A 21,443-nucleotide genomic window follows, 5' to 3' on the forward strand; every position below is an offset into this window, starting at 1 on the left:
ATGTTTAAAAAAATATTAATAGCTAACCGCGGAGAGATAGCCTTGCGAGTAATACGTACTTGTAGGGAAATGGGTATCAAGTCGGTAGCGGTATATTCTACTGCCGATGCTGATAGTTTGCACGTTCGTTTTGCTGACGAAGCCGTGTGTATAGGCCCTCCAGCGAGCAAAGATTCATACTTAAAAATACCTAATATTATAGCAGCTGCCGAAATCACCAATGCCGATGCTATCCACCCAGGATATGGGTTTCTTTCAGAAAATGCCAAGTTTTCAAAGATTTGTGCTGAACACGGTATCAAATTCATCGGGGCATCACCTGAAATGATAGAGCGTATGGGCGACAAGGCTTCAGCCAAAGCTACTATGAAAGAGGCGGGCGTACCTACGGTGCCTGGTTCTGACGGATTAGTACAATCGCTCGAGCACGCTAAGAAAATAGCGGCCGAGATAGGCTACCCTGTAATGCTGAAAGCTACTGCCGGAGGCGGGGGGCGTGGTATGCGCGATGTGTGGAAAGAGGAAGACCTCGAAAAAGCACTTGATAGCGCAATGCAAGAAGCCGGAGCTGCCTTTGGCAACGATGCTATGTATATGGAAAAACTTATCGTAGACCCTCGCCACATCGAAATTCAGATAGTAGGCGACCAATACGGTAAGGCTTGCCACCTATCAGAGCGCGACTGCTCTATCCAGCGCCGCCACCAGAAGCTAACCGAAGAAACTCCTTCGCCTTTTATGACCGAAGACCTTCGCAAGCGTATGGGCGAGGCAGCCGTAAAAGCAGCCGAGTACATCAAGTACGAGGGAGCTGGTACGGTAGAGTTTTTGGTAGACAAAGACCGCAATTTCTACTTTATGGAGATGAACACCCGTATACAAGTAGAACACCCTATTACTGAGCAAGTAATTGATTACGACCTTATTAGAGAGCAAATATTGGTAGCTGCAGGAGTGCCTATTTCTGGCAAGAACTACACCCCTAAACTACACGCTATAGAATGTCGTATCAATGCTGAAGACCCTTATAATGACTTCAGACCCTCACCAGGCAAAATCACTACCCTACACGCACCAGGCGGACACGGAGTGCGTCTTGATACCCACGTGTATAGCGGTTATGTGATTCCGCCTAACTACGACTCTATGATAGCGAAGCTCATCACCACAGCGCAAACGCGCGAAGAGGCGATAGCCAAGATGCGTCGTGCGTTAGATGAGTTTGTGGTAGAGGGCGTAAAGACCACGATACCATTCCATTTGCAGTTGATGGATGACCCCGATTATTTGGCGGGCAATTACACCACTAAGTTTATGGAAGATTTTAAGATGAAACCCCAAGTGGGAGAATAATGAAGTATTAATATAAAGGGACTATTCAAAAAAAACGTTGTTTTTTTAATAGTCCCTTGTTATTGGTTAATTGTTAAATCAAAAATATGAAAGTAATAGCAATGATACCAGCGCGTTATGGTGCGACGCGTTTTCCAGCCAAACTGATGCAAGACCTCTGCGGTAAGCCAGTGATTGTGCATACTTACCAGCGCGTTAAGGATACGCAACTGTTTGATGAGGTGTATGTAGTAACTGACGATGACCGCATCGAAAAAGCTATCAGCGAAGTAGGAGGTAGGGTTATCAGAAGTAAAAAAGAACACAACAGCGGTAGCGACCGTTTAGCAGAAGCTTCACAAGACCTGCCAGTCGATATTATCGTGAATGTGCAGGGCGATGAACCTTTCACCAATAAAGAAAATCTGGAAAAGGTAATCGATATTTTCGCTAAAGATGTTGATAAGACTGTATATGTAGCGAGCCTAATGGAGCTAATCACCGAGCCTGAAGAGATAGCCAATCCTAATAATGTAAAGGTAGTGGTAAACCGCCAGAATGAAGCGCTTTACTTTTCGAGGTCAGTAATTCCTTATCAACGTGCCGATGTAGGAGCTCCTTATTACAAGCATATCGGTATCTATGCCTACCGGAAAGCAGCTCTACAACGTTTCACCCAGTTGCCCCCTTCTGTTTTAGAAGAAACAGAGAAGTTGGAGCAATTGCGTTACTTAGAAAATGGATATAAAATACGCTTGGCGTTAACAAATATATCCACCATAGGGATTGATACTCCCGATGATTTGGAAAAAGCACGAATACGACTCTCGAAAAAAGAGAGCTAAAAAGAGGGGGATACATAAAAATAAAAAATATTTTTTTTGCTTTAGTTTGACAATCAATAGTTTATAAAATTGTTGATAACTTCTTGATAAAAAAATACTGAAAGATTTTATTTTTTTATTATCTTTGCTACGTCTAATACAACACTAAAATACACACTATACATAAAACTACCTAATTCTTTAAGAATATTGTTATAAAATAAATAAAAAAGAGAGACTACATCTGTAAGAAGTAGAGAAACGTGTAAAAAAATGAAATATAAGGAATACTTCGTAGGGTTAGATATCGGTACTACCAAGATTGTAACTATGGTAGGGACGAAAAACGAATACGGGAAGATAAAAATTTTAGGATACGGTCAGGCTAAGAGTGAAGGCATCAATAAGGGAGTAGTGAATAACATAGCGCAGGCTACCCAGTCGATTATGAATGCTATTCAAGATGCTAAAGAGAAAACCGGTCTCGACATAGAAAATGTAGTAGCAGGTATTGCGGGGCAAAACATAAAAAGCCGTTCGCACAGCGACTATATTACTAGAACCGACCCTGAAAAGCTAATAGATTTTGAAGACTTAGAACGCTTGAAAGAGCAAGTGTTCTCTATTTCTTTGGCTCCTGGTGAAAAAATCATTCACGCCCTTCCACAAGATTATAAAGTAGATAATGTAGGCGAAATAAAAGAGCCTATAGGTATGATGGGCAAGCGTTTAGACGCTACTTTTCATTTGGTAATCGGTCAGGTAAATGCTATTAAGGGTATCACCCGTTGCATACAGACCGCTAATCTAAAACCTGTAGGGCTAACGCTCGAACCTATCGCTTCGGCTGAAGCAGTGTTAAGCGAAGAAGAGAAAGATGCAGGGGTAGTATTAGTCGATATAGGGGGAGGTACTACCGATGTGGCTATCTTCAAAGATGGCATCATCAGACATACAGCTGTAGTACCTTTAGGAGGGAATATCATTACAGACGATATTAAAAATGGCTGTGGTATTTTGGCACGTCAGGCCGAGATGCTAAAAGTGCAATACGGGTCAGCTTGGCCTGGTGAAAACCGCGATAATGAAATAGTTTCTATACCTGGGATAAAAGGAAAAGAACCTAAAGAAATAACCCTTAAAAACCTTTCAAAGATTATCCATTCTCGTGTGAGCGAGATTATCAATTTGGTGCTTAAGGTGATAGAAAACTACGGTTACCAAGAGGCTAAGAAGAAACTCTTTGCAGGTATCGTACTTACAGGAGGAGGTAGCCAACTAAAGCACATAGTGCAGTTGGTAGAATACATTACCGGTATGGACACCCGTATAGGTTACCCCGATGAACATTTAGCTGATAATTCAGATCCTAAGCTTACTTCACCCATATATGCTACCGCTATAGGATTGGTGATGAACGCTATAGAAAATCAGGCTGAAGAGCAGTTCAAAAAACGTTTAGAAGAGCTTAAAGCACAAGAAGTAACTGAGGCTGATGACAGAGCAGAAATCCCTGCAGAACAGCCAATTAATAAAACACAAAAAGTAATAGCTACTATTATAGACGACTCAGCTGCTGCGGTCAGCCGAAAAATAGAAGAAGATGATGAGGAAGAGGAAGAACCTAAGAGTAGCAAAGGGTTTTGGGAAAAAGTCAGCAAGAAAATAAAAAATTTCATAGGCGAGACTGAAGAAGAAATATAGAACAAATAATTATGATTTAGATAATGGAACAAACACAAGATGTCCAATTTAATTTTCCAAAGAATAACAGTAATTATATAAAAGTTATTGGAGTAGGCGGAGGAGGGGGCAACGCCGTCAATTTTATGTACGATAATGGTATCAATGGGGTAGATTACCTTATTTGCAACACCGATGCACAAGCACTTGAGAGCAGCAACATTCCTAACAAAATACAGTTAGGGGTAACACTTACCGAGGGGTTAGGAGCAGGGAATAATCCTGAAATTGGAGAGAAAGCAGCTATAGAGAGTGAAAACAACATCCAGAAAGCCCTTGAAGGGAATACCCAAATGATATTTATCACAGCGGGTATGGGGGGCGGTACCGGTACAGGGGCAGTGCCTATCATAGCTAAAAAGGCTAAAGAGATGGGCATATTAACGGTAGCTATCGTTACCACTCCGTTCAACTTCGAAGGCTTAAAACGCAGTCGTCAGGCACAAGCGGGTATAAAGAAACTCCGCGATTCTGTAGATTCGCTTATCGTTATCAATAACAATAAGATAAACGAAATGTATGGCGAACTGACTATCAGCGAAAGTTTTGGCAAAGCCAATGAGATATTGCTAAAAGCTGCCAAAGGAATGGCTGAGGTAATTAGTAAGCATTATATGGTAAACATCGACTTGCGCGATGCCCGTACAGTACTCGAAAACGGAGGTACTGCTATTATGGGGTCAGCAATAGGTGAGGGCGAAAACAGAGCAAGCGATGCCGTAACAGGGGCATTAAACTCTCCACTGCTAAACGATAACAAAATAGTGGGAGCTAAAAATGTCTTGGTATTGATTACTTACGGCTCTAAAGAGGCTACTCAGCGCGAAGTGACTGAAATTAACAACTACATTCAGGAGCAAGCAGGCGACAATATGGCTGACCTTATCTATGGTATTGGTGAAGACGAGTCGTTAGGCGAGGCTATTTCGGTAGTAGTAGTAGCTACAGGTTTTGATGTAGAGCAGCAAAAAGAAATCGTAAATGCTGAGCCACGCCGTGTAATACACGTCCTTGATGACAATCAAACTGTTACTCGCGATTTAACAGAGCCTAAAGGGGTGGTAGTCAATACCGCTATTAATGCTACAGAAGTTTATCCTGTGCCATCAGTACCTGAGGTAAAAAAAGAACCTGCACTTACTGACCTACTCAATATCTGGACAGACTGCGAATTGGTAACTACAGAAGATAGTTTTATAATAGTAGATAAAACAGCTCCTAAGTGGGAAAAACCTAAGAAAGAAGAGGTAGTGCAAGAAGTGCCTCGCCAGCAAAAAGTCTATGCTACTGCTGAAGTAGCTGCACCTATTGTACACCAATTGCGTGAGGAAGATTATGAACCACAACCATCGCAGCCTAAAAACCGTTATACTTCAGCTCCTATAGTGAATGAAGCAGGTGAAATACGTTATACTTTAGAGGAATATACTGAGTTAGAGCGCACCTTTCGCGATGCCAAACCGACCTCGTTTGTAGAAAATAAAACGGTGAATAACAATGAGTTTGTACTATATAATACAGAAGAGAAGATGGCTGCACCAGTAAAGCCTAATAATGCTCCTGTACAAATGAGAATGTTTGAAGATGAAGAAACTGAAATAAAGCTAACCCCTATGGATGCGCGAATTTCAGATGTAATGAACAAACGTTCTAATCGTTTGCAAGATTATAACTACAAATTTAGTTCGTCAGCTAACGCTCAATCGCGTACTACAGTAGGGAAAGACTCTTCAGGAGAGTTTCAGATACGAAAAAACAATTCGTACCTACACGATAATGTAGATTAACAATTGTACCTTTTTGATAAGAGAAAACAAAAAAGGCTGTCTTTTTAAAAGACAGCCTTTTTTGTTTTCTCTTTATTTTAAAGGGTACGGTTCATATCCCATTTTTCTAGATATTGAGCTACGCGTTGTACGAACATACCGCCTAAAGCCCCATTTACTACACGGTGGTCATAACTGTGCGAGAGCATCATTTTATAGCGGATACCAATCACATCGCCTTCAGGCGTTTCTATAACAGCAGGTACTTTCTGTATAGCTCCTATTGCCAAGATACCAACTTGCGGCTGATTGATAATAGGTGTGCCAAAAACGTTGCCAAAAGAACCTATGTTCGTAACCGTATAAGTACCATCTTTTACCTCATCGGGTTTTAGCTGGTTAGCGCGAGCTCGCTTAGCAAGGTCATTTACTACCTTAGCCATACCTCTTAAGTTAAGCTCATCAGCATTTTTGATAACAGGTACTATTAAGTTGCCGTCAGGTAGAGCAGTAGCCATTCCTATATTGATGTTTTTCTTCTTAATAATAGTGGTTCCTTCTACTGATATATTCATCATCGGGAAGTCAATGAGGGCTTTAGCTACAGCTTCCATAAAGATAGGAGTAAAGGTAAATTTCTCGCCTTCATTAGCCTCGAATGCTTTCTTCACCTTGTTGCGCCACTGCCATATACGGGTTACATCTACTTCAGTAAAGCTTTGTACGTGTGCAGAAGTTTGCTTGCTGAGAGTCATATGCTCAGCTATAATCTTGCCCATACGGCTCATCTCTATGCGTTCCTCGCCGTGCTTAGTATAGCTTCTCTGATCAATAGGGCTTGCTGTTGCAGGGGCTGCTGGAGTAGGAGCTACAGTAGTAGTAGCTTTAGGCTGGGTTCTGTGGGCTATATAAGCTAGGATATCGTCTTTAGTTACCCTATTATTTAGTCCGGTGCCTTCTATATGGGCTAATTCATCAAGGCTAATACCTTCTTGCTTAGCGATATTCTTCACCAAAGGAGAGTAGAAACGCTCAGCACCACTAAAGTCTATTTGAGGGCTAAGGGTAGTCTCTTTTATATCGCTTATGTTTTGCATCAGTATTTCAGCAGTTTGTTGAGGAGGAGCCGAGGCGTCTGCTGACTCTTGGGTTTCGATGATAGCCATCACCTGACCTATTTTTACTACCTCATCTACTTTGAAGAGGATTTCAGAAACTATGCCACTTACTTCGCTGGGCACTTCTGAGTCTACTTTGTCAGTAGCGACTTCTACAATAGCTTCTTCGGCTTCAATAGGGTCGCCTACCTTTTTGAGCCAGTTGGTAACCACAGCTTCAGCCACACTTTCACCCATAGAGGGTAATTTCAATTCGTATCTTGCCATTTCTGTACTACTTTATATCTTTTATTTCTTGTGGAAGGTTCATATTCTTAGTTAAAACACCTAATTTGCTAAGGTCGATGTCGCCGGTAAGCGATAGGATAACCATTTGCGTAGTGTTTGTAGAGGGTTCTACCACCATTAGTAGTTCAGATACTTTGTTAGCATCTTTACCGCCTTTGGTATAGAACTTCACGTTTTGGTTTTTGTCTTTTACGCGCATCAGTTCAGAGAGAGCTGCACTTTTAACATATTGTTGCACTTCAGTTCTCATCACCGAAGCAGCTTTAGCATTATCGGTAGAGAATACCTTCATACTCTTGAGTTTATTAGCAATATCCATAAACTCTTTGGCATCAGCATCCTTACTATCGATTTTAGAAAGCATTTGAAACATCTTTTGCGAGACCACTAATGTAGTGATGTCATTATTAGCTTCTAATCTATCAAAAGCGGGTTGCCCACAGACGCTCATTGCTACGAGTAGTGCGGGCAATATAAATAACTTATTTATCTTCATAATGAGCGTTTATTTGGTTTGACAATCTTTTTATTTTATTTCCGCAGGAATATAGAAAGGTCGAAATCAAGGAAATAGAGTGATAATAGCACTAAGATAACCAGTACAATCCAGAAAGTTTTATTGAATTGTGCGTTTTTCTTATTCCTACTTTCGCTGCGGATACTGCGCCATTGCTCAGTAAAATGGTTAGAAACGGTTTCGCGGTCTTTGCGAATGCGCGACCCCATCTCGAAAGCGTTGCCTTCTTCTTTCCCCTCATAATAGCGAGGGGTATAATTAAAACGTTTGTTTTTAGGTAATCGAAATAACTTTAGCTTCATAATCTGCAAAGATAATAAATAAATAATAATTAGCAAGTAACAAGTTGCAAAATTTATTCCAAAAGAGTATTCATATTCGAAATAATTTCTTTGATAAAATTCTGTTCGCCTATGATATCGTCAGCAAGGTCAGTTTTGGCTTTTTGCAGCCGAATGATTTTCTCTTCAACGGTATCTTTGCTGACAAAGCGCACTACGTTTACTTTGTTTTTCTGTCCTAAGCGGTGCGCCCTTGCAATGGCTTGTTTTTCAGAAAACGGATTCCACCAAGGGTCTAACAGCAGCACGTATGACGCCTGAGTAAGATTGAGCCCTACCTCGCCTGCCTTAAGCGATATAAAAAAGAAGGTAACCTCTGGGTTTTGCTGAAAAGCCTCTACTTCATTTTTGCGTTCGGCAGTAGGGGTACTACCGGTAAGTTTAGCGTATTTCACTCCGTTTTCTTTACACCATTGCTCATAAATGCTTAAGTGAGACACAAAACTGCTAAAAATAAGAGCTTTGTGCGATGCCTGTACCAACTCTTGCATACAATTTACGACCTCTTCGTATTTTCCTGAAGGAATAAGGCTGTCTTTATCAGCCAACATAGGGTGATTGCTGATTTGTCGGAGTTTGGTAAGCATATTCAGTGCGTTAAACTCTGTGATAGGGGCTGCAATCTGTAGCAATTGGTTGCGCACTTTTGATTTTTCGCTCTCGTACCACTTAGCCTGTTCTTCGGCAAGAGGACAATAGATTATTTGGGCTTCCATTTCGGGCAAGTCATCGAGTACCTGCTCTTTGGTGCGCCTGAGCAAGAAAGGACTGATGATAGTTTTGAGCTCTTCTAACGCCTGAAGGTTTTTCTTCTTGCTGATTTCTATCTCGTAGTTTTTGTGAAAAGAAGGATAACTCTTCAGTATATTGGGGTTGATAAACTGCATCTGCGACCATAAATCGCTGAGGGAATTTTCTATAGGGGTACCACTCAGTGCTATGCGATGGGGGGCTTTCAAGCTGTTAATAGCCTTAAAAGTTTTAGAGTTTTTGTTCTTTATACGCTGACTTTCATCAAGGATAATATAGCGAAAATCAAGCTGCTGAAGCTCTTTGATGTCGCGCTCTACGATGGGGTAACTGGTAAAAACAAGGTCGTAATTAGTCAGTCGCCTTATTTTTCGCTTGCGCTCTATGCCCGTGCCTACGTATTGGGTGCATTTTAGGTGAGGGGCAAAGCGCTTAGTTTCGTCATACCAATTGAAAATAAGCGATGAAGGCAGAATAACGAGTACTTTTAGGGCTTCTTTTTGCACCTCTACTCCCGAAAACAGGTCGCTGCTGTCAATAGATTTTTCAGGTAGGCTATCGTGTATATTTACTAACAGAGCTATCGTCTGTAGGGTTTTCCCGAGCCCCATATCATCAGCCAAGCAAGCGCCTACCCCGTTGTGATAGTGTTGTAGCAGCCACTCAACCCCCTCTATTTGGTAGGGGCGTAGCGTAGCTTTTAGCTTATCAGAAGGAGTGTAACTCACTTTTTCTACTAACGACTGTGGTTTTATTTCGGGTACAGCCTCTAATAAAGCGTAATTACTCTTAGCAAGCTGTAGTTTTTCTTTTTGTACCTTAGCATATTTGGCGATAGATTGAAATTTGCTGAACCATTCTTGGGGTATAATGAATATTTTACCGTTAGGCAGTGGGTATATAGGGTTATTTTCTTTGATATTTTTGATTAAATCTTTAAAATCGAATAAAGAATCGCCTTGTTTTACTTTTATAGATAGGTCAAACCAGTCATTTTCGGTATGTGTGTGGTTGAAAATCAGTTCTGGAGGGGCTATAGTTACCTCTTTACCGCCGTCTATTACGAAAGGGAGAAGGCTAAAACCTGCTGCAGTTAGGGCTTCGCGGTGGTGCAATAGATAAAAATACGAAGCAAAAGGGTCTGTACTCTCTAAAAAGAAAGTACCTGATTGATTAGTAAAGCCCATTTGCTCTAAAATAGCGTATTTTTTAGCTTCTTCAGTAGTATTTCTTCGGTAATTATAGATAAAAATACGTTTATTATCATCTATTTGCAGGTCAGACTGTATAGTTTTGTGCTGATGACTGCTGAAAGCATAGTCATTATAATGGAATAGTAGGTGTATTTTATAATGATTAGCAAAAAAGTCAAAAAAGATTTCTATAGCGGTATCAGTCAGCTCATTCCTCTCGATGATGTCAAAGCCTATGGGCAATACTTTTGCATTGCGAAGTATTTTCTTAAGGAATTTCTCAAAATACTCAGGGAAACTTCTCTCAGGTATAATAGTCGTTTCTTTGTTCAAGAAAGGGGTCAGGTGCGATGTTTTGATATGGGCTATTCTCACCACTTTCTTGTTTAAAATAACCCAAGCGTGATGGTTGTTCAGAAACTCTATATGGCTCTGGTAGGGCAATAAGGTTTGTTTGCCATCGTCTAATAGCAGTCGGTAGCGTATACCCTCTTCCGTTTTTTTCAATTCTAATATAGGTTCGAGTACCTGAGTGGTAGTGAGGACTTGTTTCTTTACTAATTCGTCTTTATGCGTGTAATTGGTAGTGATAAAAAGTTCATTCTTACAGATAAGCGTTAGTAGTTTATCTGTTTTATCCTCTATTTGCTCCTGAATATGCTTCTTAGTTTGTGCGTTTTGGTATATTTTAGAGAAAGTATCACCTTTTTTTAGGTATTTTTGGTATAATTCGTTAGGTTGTAGGCTGTTGATAATTGAAAGCGCTTCCTTTTCAGCTGAGGAGAGCTCCCAATTGGGCAAACTGCGCAATACTTCATCAGAAGCTTTCTTGTAAAATACGCAGTAGCCATTGCGCTGTTCGGCAATATAAGCGTTGGGCAGCACAAGCTCTATAATAGGGTGAAAAGTGAAATCGATGAAAAGAAACATATAATAGGCAAAGTATTATTGAGTAAAAATCCCTGCATATTTAGATATACAGGGATTTTAAACTATGAAATAAGAACATTAAACTTTATGAGAATAAACGCTCAAAGAAGTTTTTACGTTTTTCGTTCATTGAGTGATCTACGTGGTAGATATTGTCAGAAACGCTTACATTGTTATTATCAATAGAATTAACAGTTTCTGCTGTGAAAGCATTTTGGTTCTCAGACATAATGCTAATCACAAAGTCGATATAGTCTTTACCTTGTTTTGTCAAATAGTTTTTGAAGAAACGGCTACTAAGTTCAACACCTCCTATTTTCTCCATTTTCAAAAGAGACTCGTAGAAAGGAGCCAAATAGTTATTGATAGCAGCTTCAGGTACAGATTTACGTCTACCGATGTAGTGAGTAATGTTGCCCATAGCATCGCGGCGCATTTCGAAGTCGGTTACTACCCAGTAGTATTCACCTGTTTTAGCTAAGTTTTTAATCACACCTACGAAGTTATTGCCTACTTTTAAGTTATCCCAAAGGAGTTTGAAGATAAGTTTAGGCATATCGGGGTGGCGTATAAGGTTATGAGGCTGCCCGATAAGTTCGCTTGCAGAGTAGTGAGCTACAGCGCAGAATACATCGTTTACATTGGTAATAGTACCTTTTACGTCTGTTTCGCTAATAAGGGTTTTAGTCTTGTCCCATTGTACTTCGCGGTCAATAGGGGTAGGTCTTTCAATAGTAGGGATAGGATTTGTAAAATCTGACATACTGTTTACTTTTTTTAATGATTATTATTTTATAGTTCCATCGCCTGATTATGAAAACAATCTGCCAAAGAAACTCTTGCGTTTTTCGTTCATAGCATCGCTTACCGTTACGATGTCATCTGATATTACTTTGTTAGAATCCATTGGAGCCATAGGTATATCTTGGAAGGCCACATCTTCGCGGTTTTCGTTCATCACATCAATGATAAAGTCGATGTAGTCTTTACCTTGTTTATCCAAATAGTTTTTAAAGAAACGAGCACTTAAGTCCATACCTCCTACTTTTTCAAGTTTTACGAGGGTTTGGTAAAGAGGAGCTACGTAATTATCGATTACCCCTTTAGGCACTGACTTACGGCGAGCGATGTAGTGAGTGATGTTGCCTGCACTGTCGCGACGCATTTCAAAGTCGGTGATTACCCAATAATACTCTCCTGATTTAGCCAAGTTTTTCACTACCCCAGCAAAGTTATTCCCTAATTTAAGGTTATCCCAAAGGAGTTTAAAAGTGATTTTAGGCATATCAGGGTGACGGATAATGCTATGAGGCTGCCCAATCATTTCAGCAGCAGTATAACCACAAACGGTGCAAAATACGTCATTTACGTTAGTAATACGCCCATAAACATCGGTTTCACTGATAATTACTTTTGATTTATCCCATACTACTTCTTTATCAATAGGGGTAGGGCGTTCTACGGTGAGCTCAATGTCTCTATAATCTCTAATCATTGCAAAATTTTATTTTGGTTATTATCGCACAAAGATAAATCTTTTTATTAATAAAGCCATACTTTTTTATCATAAACTTTTCATAAAAGTTTTAATACTGACTTTTTTCTTCTTTTATAAAGTTGATTATCAGTTGTTTGATTTCTCTTCTACAGAAGGCTCTTCTTCTGGTTTTTCCTCTGTTTTTTCTTCTTTATCCTCATCAATTTCTTTGGTGTACTTGTTGTACAAGAAAGAAGCTATTAGCATCAATATCCCCAACGATACGAATACTATCGTTTTGCGCAGCGTATCTAAGTGGGTAATGTCGTAGAAAAATAATTTCAACACACTAAAACTGATAAGTACAATACCCGAAACACGTAGGTATTTCTTCTTTTTGAAAAGCCCTAATACTAACAATAGTACTGCATAGGCTCCCCATAGTATGGTAAGTCCTAATTTGTAGTTAGAGCTCGATTCATATAATTCTGTCCAATGCAATAGCTCGCTGCTGCTTACCCATAAGGCTACTAAGTGTAGCAATAACTCTAATTTTAGCTTAGATTTTGCCGATAAGTTGAGGAACTTTTGCAATTGCCAGATAGTATAACACAAACCGGCAAATGCTATTATTCCTAAATATCTGATGTTTAAGAACCACAACGAAAGCTGATAACCTCTAGCCGCCTCGCTTATATAACGTTCGCGCAACTCGCTAAAGTAGTATAAGCCTAAGGTCATAAATAAGGCCCCCAGAATAAAATTGATGCCCATTTGTACTTCAGCCAGCGTTTTTTGTTTGTTATATTTGAGGTTCAGCATACTGTAGCCCGATGCAAATAGCAAGCTGTAGATAAGTAGCCAGATATTTTTGAACAGCGATAAATCTTCCATTAGCATAGCATTGTCTAACGCATTAGGGTATTGCAAAATGCGCATATCGCATAACACGATAATTTCGCGGAAGAAGGTATAAAACAGCGAACCTACTGAGAATATATTCAAAAATAAAGTAATCGAATCGGTATACTCCCCTCCGCCTTTCACTTTCTGATGTATATAAGCCATAAAAGTAGTGGCAGCAGCATACAATAGGGCGTTTACAAATAATGAATTGGCAAACGGAGTAACGTAATCGGCAGTAGAGAGTAGGTAGATGTTGTAAGAACCTTTATACCAGTCTATTAATAGGCTTCCGGTAGCCAACACCAGTACCCCGTAGCTGATGCGCTCATACACTGCCAAGGCTTTGGTGCGCCCTAACCAGAATAATAGAGCCGCTTCAGCACTCCAGAATAGCGTAATCCACGAACCTTTAAATTGTATAGGGATTACTAAGGTGGCGAACGAAAGCGCTGATACTAACACCAAATATTTCAGTTGCGTAGAAGGTACTTTTTTCAGATGGAAATAAGCCGCTACGCCAAAGTGCAACAACGCATTGCACAAGGTGAAAAGAGCTACCCACGTATTGTCGTGGTAATGGTTGTTGATGAGCCAAGCCCCTAAGCCATAGAACGCTAAGCTGTTGATAAGGAATAGCGCCACATCTACGGTGCTAAGTTCAGGCTCTTGGTGCAACTTCTGCGCTATAAACGAGAGGTAGAAAGTAGCAAAAGTAACAAAATTAAAGGTTAGGAAGGCACTGAAATACACTTCGTTATCAGCTAGTTCCCAAGTCGAAAGCAGTAATACCCACGTGAATAAGAACGCAGAGATGAGCAAGGAATTCCACCGCTTGTAGAACGATAGCACCAGCACCCCTATATTGATGATAGCCGTGTAGGCAAAGAGGATATCTACCCGCCCAGAGTTATTGCTCAGCAAGAAAGGCACAGCATAGCTGCCCACCAAGCCAATAAGGGCTATCACCACCTGATTATAGCTAAGCGATGCCAATACCGTAAAGGCGGTAAAGAGGAACATCAGTATAAAGGTGAGCGACTGCGGGAAAAAGTCGAAGACTGAATACGCTATAAAGGTAACGAAATAGAAAATAGCCATAGCACCGCTGACTAATACAGCGCTGAAATTCTCGTATTTCTTCTTGAGTACGGCTCCGGTTACAAATAGAGCAACCCCCGTTAGGTAACCCAAAACTAAGCGCATAGCAGGGCTGATAAGGTTGTGGTCGATAGAATATTTCACCCCTATAAATACCCCAATTAGGATAATACCAATCCCTATTTTGCTAAATAAATTCTCTCCGATAAAGCGCTCCCAATCTCGGTTTTTATTCTTTCCTAATAGGTCGTCGAATGATTTTTCAAACACAGGCTCTTTTTCCTTTTTGTTATAAAAAGAAGCGGTAGGAGTAGCTTCAGCTACAGGAGCAGTAGGCGCCTGAGCCTCTTCAGCTATAGGCTCGGCTACAGATTCTACTTCCTCAGTAATAGGTTCAGTAGCAACTTCTTCCTCAACAATAGGTTGTTCAGCAGTAACCTCTTCAACAATAGGTTGTTCAGTAGTAATTTCCTCAACAATAGGTTGTTCAGCAGTAACTTCCTCAACAATAGGTTCAGCAGTAACTTCCTCAACAATAGGTTGTTCAGCAGCAGCCTCTTCAACAATAGGTTCAACTACGGTTTCTGAAGCAGTAGGCATTGTAGCCATTTCAGCTTTCATTTTCCATATAGTTTCTTTGATGCCTTTTACTTCTTTGATAAAGTCGTATTGTCTATCTACTACGTTATCTACTTTGTCGATTAAGGTATCTAAATCTTTATCTATGCGCATAGGTTTCTTGATTGAAGCGGAATGTTCGCTTTCGATTTCAGAGTACAAAAGTAATAAATAATTTTTAGAAAACAAATAAAAGAAGAAGAAAAATCTTTTATACCTATCTTCCTTTTACTTTTGATATACGTACCCTTTAGGACGAGCGAAAGACGAGCGAAAGACGAGCGAAGGATAAGCGAACTCTAGCCCCTGCTATTAAACTAAATAATTTGCTAATTGATAAATAATTTATACCTTTGCCCCATTATTAATTCACTAACAAATGGATTTAACAGCCTACCACTATGTCTCGCTATTTCGCGAGAACATTCAGAAGTACCCTAAGAAAGAGGCTCTTATGAGGAAAATTGATGCTCATTGGCAACCGATTTCTTGGGAAAAATTGGGCACCATCACTACTCAGCTTTCTAAGGCATTGCTACAGCAAGGGGTTGCCCCACAGCAAACGGTGGGTATCCTCTCTCAGAATACCCCCCAATGGACGCTTACCGACCTTGCGTGTTTGCAAATACGCGCCGTAACCGTACCTATCTACACTTCTAACACTGCTGAACAAGCCCTCTACGTGATGAATCACGCTGAGATAAAATTCCTTTTCGTAGGAGATGAAAAACAATATCTGAAGGCTTTAGAAGTAGCCGACCAATGCCTTTCTCTACAGAAAATAATCCTTTTTGACGACCATATACAGCTAAAAGAACAAAAATACTCTATCCACTGGACGGACTTTTTGGCGTTTGGCAATAATAATGCGTTAGATGAGGAGTTACAACAGCGCATAGATAGTAGAGATTTATCTGACCTTTTTACGGTTATCTACACTTCGGGTACTACGGGCGAGCCTAAGGGGGTGATGCTCACTTACGAAAATCTGGCTTATCAGATGCTCGGTCACTCGCAAAGGCTTGAGGTAGATGACACCGATTCTTCGTTGTCGTTCTTGCCGCTAACGCACGTATATGAGCGCGCTTGGACGTCCTTCTGTCTTTACAAAGCGATTGTGGTTTATTATTTAGAAGATACTAATTTGGTGCGCGAAGCCCTTGCTGAGGTGCGTCCTACGCTGATGTGTGCTGTGCCGCGCTTTTATGAGAAAATATTCGCTACCGTGCATGATAAGGCTGATGCTTCGTCCTTTGCAAAGCGAATGCTCTTCAAATTGGCGGTTAAAACAGGTCGCAGGGTATTAACCCTCAAAGAGCAAAACCGCAAACCATCATTTTTATTGAAAAAGGCGTATAACTTTTTTGATAAAATGGTCTATACCAAGCTTAAAGCGGTTTTGGGTGGACGTATTAAGTTTATGCCTTGTGGGGGTGCTAATCTTGAGCCGAGTATAGGGCGTTTTTTCCAATCGATAGGCATCAATGTCAAATTGGGCTACGGAATGACCGAAACTACGGCTACTGTATCTTGTTGGGGTGATAATCGTTTCAATTTACAGTCAGTAGGTACACTAATGCCCAATGTGCAAGTGCGCATAGGCGAGGATAATGAGATATTAGTAAAAGGAGGTATGGTGATGAAGGGGTATTATAAGAACCCTGAAGAAACGGCTAAGGCTTTTACTCCTGATGGCTTTTTGCGTACGGGTGATGCAGGTAAAATAGACGAGAATAATAATCTTTTTATCACTGAGCGCATTAAAGAGTTGATGAAGACTTCTAACGGAAAATATATAGCCCCTCAGCTGATAGAAGGCAAAGTGGGCAAGTATAACCTTATTGAGCAAATAGCGGTGATAGCCGATGGTAAGAAGTTTGTATCAGCTTTGATAGTGCCTAATTATGAGATACTTACTCAGGCATTCAAAGACCTCAATATCAAGTATAAAAACACAGCAGACCTCATTAAGCACAGTCAGGTGATAGAATATATAGGCAAGCAGTTGCAGAAGTTCCAAAGTGATTTACCTGATTATGAGCAGATAAAAAAATTCACCCTGCTACCTACTGCTTTTTCTATTGAGCGCAATGAGATTACTCCTACGCTTAAGCTTCGTCGCAAGGTGATTTATGCTAATTATAGTCGTGAGATAGAAGCGATGTATCGCTAATTGGCTATTTGCCTAATTGCCAATTAGGGGCTGCTTCAATACTGATGACTTCTTTCTTCACGGGGTGCTCGAAAGTGAGCTTATAGGCGTGCAAACAGATGCCCCCGTCGGGGTTAGAGCGTTTAGCACCGTATTTTAGGTCGCCTTTTATGTGCAATCCTATAGCGGCTAATTGCGCTCTTATCTGGTGATGTCTACCTGTGATAAGGTCTATTTCTAATAGGTGATAATGGTCAAAAGACTTCAATAATTTATAGTGCAGTACGGCTTTTTTGCTGTGCTGCACTTCTTTATTATGTGCTACTGATTTGTTTTGTTTTTCATTGCGGACTAACCAGTGGGTAAGAGTGCCTTCAGTAGCAGGGGGCATTGCATCTACTAATGCCCAATAGGTTTTTTGTACCTGTGCTTTATCGGCAAACATAGCATTTAGCCTACTGAGGGCTTTGGAGGTTTTAGCAAAAAGAACTACCCCAGTGGTAGGACGATCTAACCGATGTACTACACCGAGGTATGCTTCGCCAGGCTTGTTGTATTTCTTTTTTAAGTAAGCCTTTAGGTGTTCGCTAAGGGGGATGTCGCCGGTTTTGTCGCCCTGTACGATGTCACCCACGCGCTTGTTTATGCCTATTACGTGATTGTCTTCGTATAGCACGTCTACGTTTTCGGCGTTTGTGATAAGTTTCATAATGTCGTTTATTTCTAAAGTAAAAGAAGCGCATTCCGTCATAGAAGAGCCCTAATAATAAGATAGCAACGGAGAGTAGTAAAGTGTAGAGTTGCCATTGTTGGGCTATGTAGAAATAGCCTGCGCAGAAGCCTCCTAAGAAGAAAAAGGTAATGATAAATAGCCGTAGCCGTATGCGGTTACGTAGTTCTATCAAATATGTTTCATAGTGATTTTTGTGAAGGTAAAGCAGTTGCGATAGTTCGATACCAAGGTCGGTGAAGAGTCCTGTTAGGTGAGTGGTACGCACTACCGAATTAGATATTTTGGTAACGAAGGCATTTTGCAATCCCATAGCAAAGAGCAATATACAAGCAGTTATATTTTGGGGTATACCACCTGTTGAGAAAGTATTTAACCCCCATACCGATAATAACAAAAAGCATTCTAATAGGGTAGGGGCGAGGTATTTATTGTGTTTGCGGTGATAATTAGCATACTCTATCAGTAGTCCAGAGCAGAAAGAACCAGCTAAGAAAGCAAAGATATAAAGGAAGTAGATAAGCCCTTTCCAAAACTCGGCTACAGATACATCGTAGATGAAGTAAGCAAAATGCCCAGTAACATTGGTGGTGAGTTTACCCATAAACAAAAAGCCGGTAACGTTCACCATTCCTGCAACGAATGAGAGCACTACGGCTATTTGTAAATTATGTTTGGCAGTCCGACTTTTCCCTTGATGTCTAAACATTTTTCTGCATTCTAATAACTTTCGTTTTCATTAGGAAAGTCAACGCTTTTAACATCAGCTATATAGTGGGTTACTGCTTCGTTGATAACTTCTTGTAGGTTAGCATATTTGCGCAAAAACTTAGGGTGAAACTCATTGCTCATTCCCAGCATATCGTGCATTACTAATACTTGTCCATCAACACCATTCCCAGCCCCGATACCTATGATAGGTATGCGTACGCTCTTAGCTACCTCTTCAGCCAAAGCAGCAGGTATTTTCTCTAATACTATTGCAAAACAACCTAACTGTTCTAATAGTTTAGCATCTTCTTTTAGTTTTTGAGCTTCAGCTTCTTCTTTTGCGCGCAGACCAAAACCACCAAATTGGTGTATGGATTGCGGAGTGAGTCCTAAGTGTCCCATTACGGGTATGCCAGCATTTACTATTCGTCTGATGCTCTCTGCTTCCTCTTTACCCCCTTCTAATTTGATAGCGTGAGCTCCACTTTCTTTCATTATGCGAGTAGCTGAACGCAATGCTTTCTTAGGGTCAGACTGATAAGTACCAAAAGGCAAATCTACTACTACCAAAGCACGTGTAACGCCTCTTATCACAGAAGAAGCGTGATAAATCATCTGGTCTAAGGTAATAGGTAGGGTAGTTTCGTGTCCTGCCATTACGTTGCTGGCAGAGTCGCCTACTAATAGTACATCAATCCCTGCACTGTCTAATAATTTAGCAAAAGTATAATCGTAGGCAGTAAGCATTGATATCTTCTCGCCATTGGCTTTCATTTCTACTACCGATTTGGTAGTTACGCGTTTGTATTCTTTTCTAACAGCTGACATTTTCTTATGTTTTTATAAAATTAATTACACTCTCTTATCTTCTCTATGATAAGTTCATAATGGTTATAATGCTTTACAAAATCGAGGTCAGTAACATCGATGATAAGTGAGTTGATAGCGGTATTTTTCTGTATGAAATCTAAATATCCGTAATGTATTTTCTTCAGATAATCAGGCGATATATTCTGTTCATACGCTCTCCCGCGCTTTTTGATGTTCTCAATCAGGCGGTCAGTATTCTGGTATAAGAATACGTACAAATCAGGCTTGATAATTTGGTTGTAGAGTAGGTAGAAGAGCTTTCGGTATAGTACAAACTCATCTTCGCTAAGGGTAACTTTAGAAAAGATAAGCGATTTAAATATATCGTAATCTGATACTACAAACTCCTTAAACAAATCCATTTGGGCAAGCTGCTCACGCATTTGTTGGTAGCGCTCTGTCAAGAACGACATTTCTAAGGTAAAACCGTATTGTTTAGGATTTTCGTAGAATTTAGGCAAGAAAGGATTATCAGAAAACTGCTCTAAGATGAGTTTTGCATTAAAGTCTTCAGCTATCTTAGTTGCCAATGTAGTCTTCCCAGAGCCTATATTACCTTCTATAGCTATGTATTTATAGTTCAGAAAAGGTGATTTCTGTGCAGGGAATGTCAGTTGGTCAGAGAGGCGTTGCACAGGCGATGGGTCATCGGTAGTGCGTAGCAGTTCGCCTATTGTTTTCTGTAGTATAGGGTGTACTTTCTGTTCATCGAGGGCTGCTAAAGGGCGCAGTACAAACTTGCGTCTGTGTAGCAGAGGGTGTGGTATTGTCAGTAGTTCACTATTGATAACTTCATCGTCATAAAACAGTATATCAAGGTCGATAGTGCGCGATTGATACCCCTTTTGGTTGGGTACACGCTCTCTTCCTAACTCGTGTTCTATCTGTAGTAATTGCGATAATACTTCCTCTGGCGACAGAAAAGACTTACATAACAAACAAGTATTTAGGAATGCCTCACCTGCAAAACCCCACGAAGGTGTTTCGTAAATAGGGGCAATATCAACGATAGTACCCACCCGCATGGCAATCCCTTCAATAGCCTGTTGCAAGTATGCTTTCCGGTTCCCCAGATTGCTCCCCAATGATATGTATATATCGTGATTCAAAAAACTAACTCTTCAAATATTTCTCTACATTTTCATAGATACGCCCTTCTATATCAGTAGTATCACCTGGTATAAACTTCTCGCCCATTATATTCTCGTAGAGTTCTATATAGCGGTCTGAAACCGATTGCACATAAGCATCACTCATTTCAGGCACTTTTTGTCCTTTTTCACCTTGGAAGCCTTGCGAGATAAGCCATTGGCGTACAAATTCTTTCGATAGTTGTATTTGAGGTTCTCCTTTTTCTTGGCGTTCGTCATATCCTTCTTTGTAGAAGTAGCGAGAAGAATCCGGAGTGTGAATTTCGTCTATAAGCACTATTTCGCCATCGCGTGTCTTGCCAAATTCGTATTTAGTATCTACTAATATAAGTCCGTGTTTTGAGGCTATTTCGCTGCCACGAGCAAAAAGAGCATAAGTGTATTTCTCCATTAGGCGATAGTCTTCTTCACTTACGATACCTCTTCTGATAATCTCTTCGCGCGATATATCTTCATCGTGTAGTCCTTGTTCTGCCTTAGTAGCAGGGGTGATGATAGGATGCTGAGGAAAAATATCAAACTCTCTCAATCCTTCAGGTAGTGCTACCCCCGAAAGCATACGCTTACCGTTTTTGTACAGACGAGCAGCGTGTCCGGCCAAGTAGCCACGTATTACCATTTCTACTTTTAAGGGTTCGCATACCTGCCCTATAGATACGTTAGGGTCGGGCGAGGCAGTTAGCCAGTTGGGTACTATATCTTCAGTTTGCTCTAAGAAGCGTACAGCCATTTGGTTGAGTATTTGTCCTTTGTAGGGTATCCCTTTAGGAAGGATAACGTCAAAAGCTGAAATACGGTCGGTAGCAATCATTATGAGGGTATCATCTTTCAGCTGATACACATCGCGTACTTTCCCTCTGTATACTGATTTTTGTTTGGGAAATTTAAAGTTAGTTTTTGTTATGGTATTCATCATTCTAAAAATTTA

17 protein-coding genes are annotated in these 21,443 nt (G+C 40.5%); 5 read left to right on the top strand and 12 right to left on the bottom strand.

Annotated elements, in window-relative coordinates; genetic code table 11:
• From accC to ftsZ, 4 genes are all read left to right on the top strand, one after another.
• Nucleotides 1–1,353: an acetyl-CoA carboxylase biotin carboxylase subunit gene (accC, locus tag FOC45_RS02485; protein ID WP_009388581.1), complete on the top strand. Its 1,353-nt coding sequence runs from the start codon at nucleotides 1–3 to the stop codon at nucleotides 1,351–1,353.
• Nucleotides 1,354–1,439: 86 nt separating this feature from the next.
• Nucleotides 1,440–2,177 (top strand): 3-deoxy-manno-octulosonate cytidylyltransferase, encoded by a 738-nt coding sequence (gene kdsB / locus FOC45_RS02490; RefSeq protein ID WP_009388579.1) that lies wholly within the window; start codon nucleotides 1,440–1,442, stop codon nucleotides 2,175–2,177.
• Between the two features lie 252 nt (nucleotides 2,178–2,429).
• A complete protein-coding gene (ftsA, locus tag FOC45_RS02495) occupies nucleotides 2,430–3,860 on the top strand; it encodes a cell division protein FtsA (RefSeq protein WP_009388577.1) in 1,431 nt (476 codons plus the stop codon).
• 23 nt (nucleotides 3,861–3,883) lie between these two features.
• The gene (gene ftsZ, locus FOC45_RS02500) at nucleotides 3,884–5,686 is read left to right on the top strand and encodes a cell division protein FtsZ (RefSeq protein WP_009388575.1); all 1,803 of its coding nucleotides are present in this window, start codon (nucleotides 3,884–3,886) and stop codon (nucleotides 5,684–5,686) included.
• Nucleotides 5,687–5,763: 77 nt separating this feature from the next.
• On the opposite strand, the gene FOC45_RS02505 is transcribed toward ftsZ, so the two are convergent.
• The 7 genes from FOC45_RS02505 to FOC45_RS02535 all read right to left on the bottom strand — a co-directional run bounded on the left by FOC45_RS02505 (nucleotide 5,764) and on the right by FOC45_RS02535 (nucleotide 15,015).
• Nucleotides 5,764–7,050 (bottom strand): dihydrolipoamide acetyltransferase family protein, encoded by a 1,287-nt coding sequence (locus FOC45_RS02505; protein WP_009388573.1) that lies wholly within the window; start codon nucleotides 7,048–7,050, stop codon nucleotides 5,764–5,766.
• A 7-nt stretch (nucleotides 7,051–7,057) separates the two neighbouring features.
• Nucleotides 7,058–7,567, bottom strand: a complete 510-nt coding sequence (locus tag FOC45_RS02510) for a DUF4252 domain-containing protein (protein WP_009388572.1) — start codon at nucleotides 7,565–7,567, stop codon at nucleotides 7,058–7,060.
• Nucleotides 7,568–7,602: 35 nt separating this feature from the next.
• Nucleotides 7,603–7,890, bottom strand: a complete 288-nt coding sequence (locus FOC45_RS02515) for a hypothetical protein (protein WP_009388571.1) — start codon at nucleotides 7,888–7,890, stop codon at nucleotides 7,603–7,605.
• 53 nt (nucleotides 7,891–7,943) lie between these two features.
• Nucleotides 7,944–10,802: a DEAD/DEAH box helicase gene (locus FOC45_RS02520; protein ID WP_009388570.1), complete on the bottom strand. Its 2,859-nt coding sequence runs from the start codon at nucleotides 10,800–10,802 to the stop codon at nucleotides 7,944–7,946.
• Nucleotides 10,803–10,887: 85 nt separating this feature from the next.
• On the bottom strand, nucleotides 10,888–11,565 hold the full coding sequence (locus FOC45_RS02525) for a PAS domain-containing protein (RefSeq protein WP_009388567.1): 678 nt from the start codon (nucleotides 11,563–11,565) through the stop codon (nucleotides 10,888–10,890).
• Nucleotides 11,566–11,613: 48 nt separating this feature from the next.
• Nucleotides 11,614–12,297 (bottom strand): PAS domain-containing protein, encoded by a 684-nt coding sequence (locus tag FOC45_RS02530; protein WP_009388566.1) that lies wholly within the window; start codon nucleotides 12,295–12,297, stop codon nucleotides 11,614–11,616.
• Between the two features lie 129 nt (nucleotides 12,298–12,426).
• Entirely contained in the window at nucleotides 12,427–15,015 is a 2,589-nt protein-coding gene (locus tag FOC45_RS02535) for a DUF2339 domain-containing protein (protein ID WP_009388565.1), read from the bottom strand.
• 265 nt (nucleotides 15,016–15,280) lie between these two features.
• Between FOC45_RS02535 and FOC45_RS02540 the strand changes: the two genes are divergently transcribed.
• Complete coding sequence (locus tag FOC45_RS02540; RefSeq protein ID WP_009388563.1) at nucleotides 15,281–17,074, top strand: long-chain fatty acid--CoA ligase; 1,794 nt, start codon at nucleotides 15,281–15,283, stop codon at nucleotides 17,072–17,074.
• A 4-nt stretch (nucleotides 17,075–17,078) separates the two neighbouring features.
• Here the strand turns inward: FOC45_RS02540 and FOC45_RS02545 are convergent, their stop codons facing one another.
• The 5 genes from FOC45_RS02545 to FOC45_RS02565 are packed head-to-tail and all read right to left on the bottom strand — an operon-like array spanning nucleotide 17,079 to nucleotide 21,428.
• Nucleotides 17,079–17,762 (bottom strand): RluA family pseudouridine synthase, encoded by a 684-nt coding sequence (locus FOC45_RS02545; protein WP_034539390.1) that lies wholly within the window; start codon nucleotides 17,760–17,762, stop codon nucleotides 17,079–17,081.
• Entirely contained in the window at nucleotides 17,680–18,492 is an 813-nt protein-coding gene (locus tag FOC45_RS02550; RefSeq protein WP_009388561.1) for a YoaK family protein, read from the bottom strand. The genes FOC45_RS02545 and FOC45_RS02550 overlap by 83 nt, the downstream gene beginning before the upstream one ends.
• Before the next feature lie 11 nt (nucleotides 18,493–18,503).
• The gene (panB, locus tag FOC45_RS02555) at nucleotides 18,504–19,322 is read right to left on the bottom strand and encodes a 3-methyl-2-oxobutanoate hydroxymethyltransferase (RefSeq protein ID WP_009388560.1); all 819 of its coding nucleotides are present in this window, start codon (nucleotides 19,320–19,322) and stop codon (nucleotides 18,504–18,506) included.
• A gap of 20 nt (nucleotides 19,323–19,342) precedes the next feature.
• Nucleotides 19,343–20,473 carry a 2-amino-4-hydroxy-6-hydroxymethyldihydropteridine diphosphokinase gene (folK, locus tag FOC45_RS02560; RefSeq protein ID WP_034539393.1) on the bottom strand — a complete coding sequence of 377 codons (1,131 nt, stop codon included), beginning with the start codon at nucleotides 20,471–20,473 and terminating at the stop codon, nucleotides 19,343–19,345.
• Nucleotides 20,474–20,477: 4 nt separating this feature from the next.
• Nucleotides 20,478–21,428, bottom strand: a complete 951-nt coding sequence (locus tag FOC45_RS02565) for a phosphoribosylaminoimidazolesuccinocarboxamide synthase (protein ID WP_034539395.1) — start codon at nucleotides 21,426–21,428, stop codon at nucleotides 20,478–20,480.
• Between the last annotated feature and the right edge of the window lie 15 nt (nucleotides 21,429–21,443).

It is taken from the genome of Capnocytophaga sp. FDAARGOS_737 (assembly GCF_009730375.1).
Classification (GTDB): Bacteria; Bacteroidota; Bacteroidia; order Flavobacteriales; family Flavobacteriaceae; genus Capnocytophaga; species Capnocytophaga leadbetteri.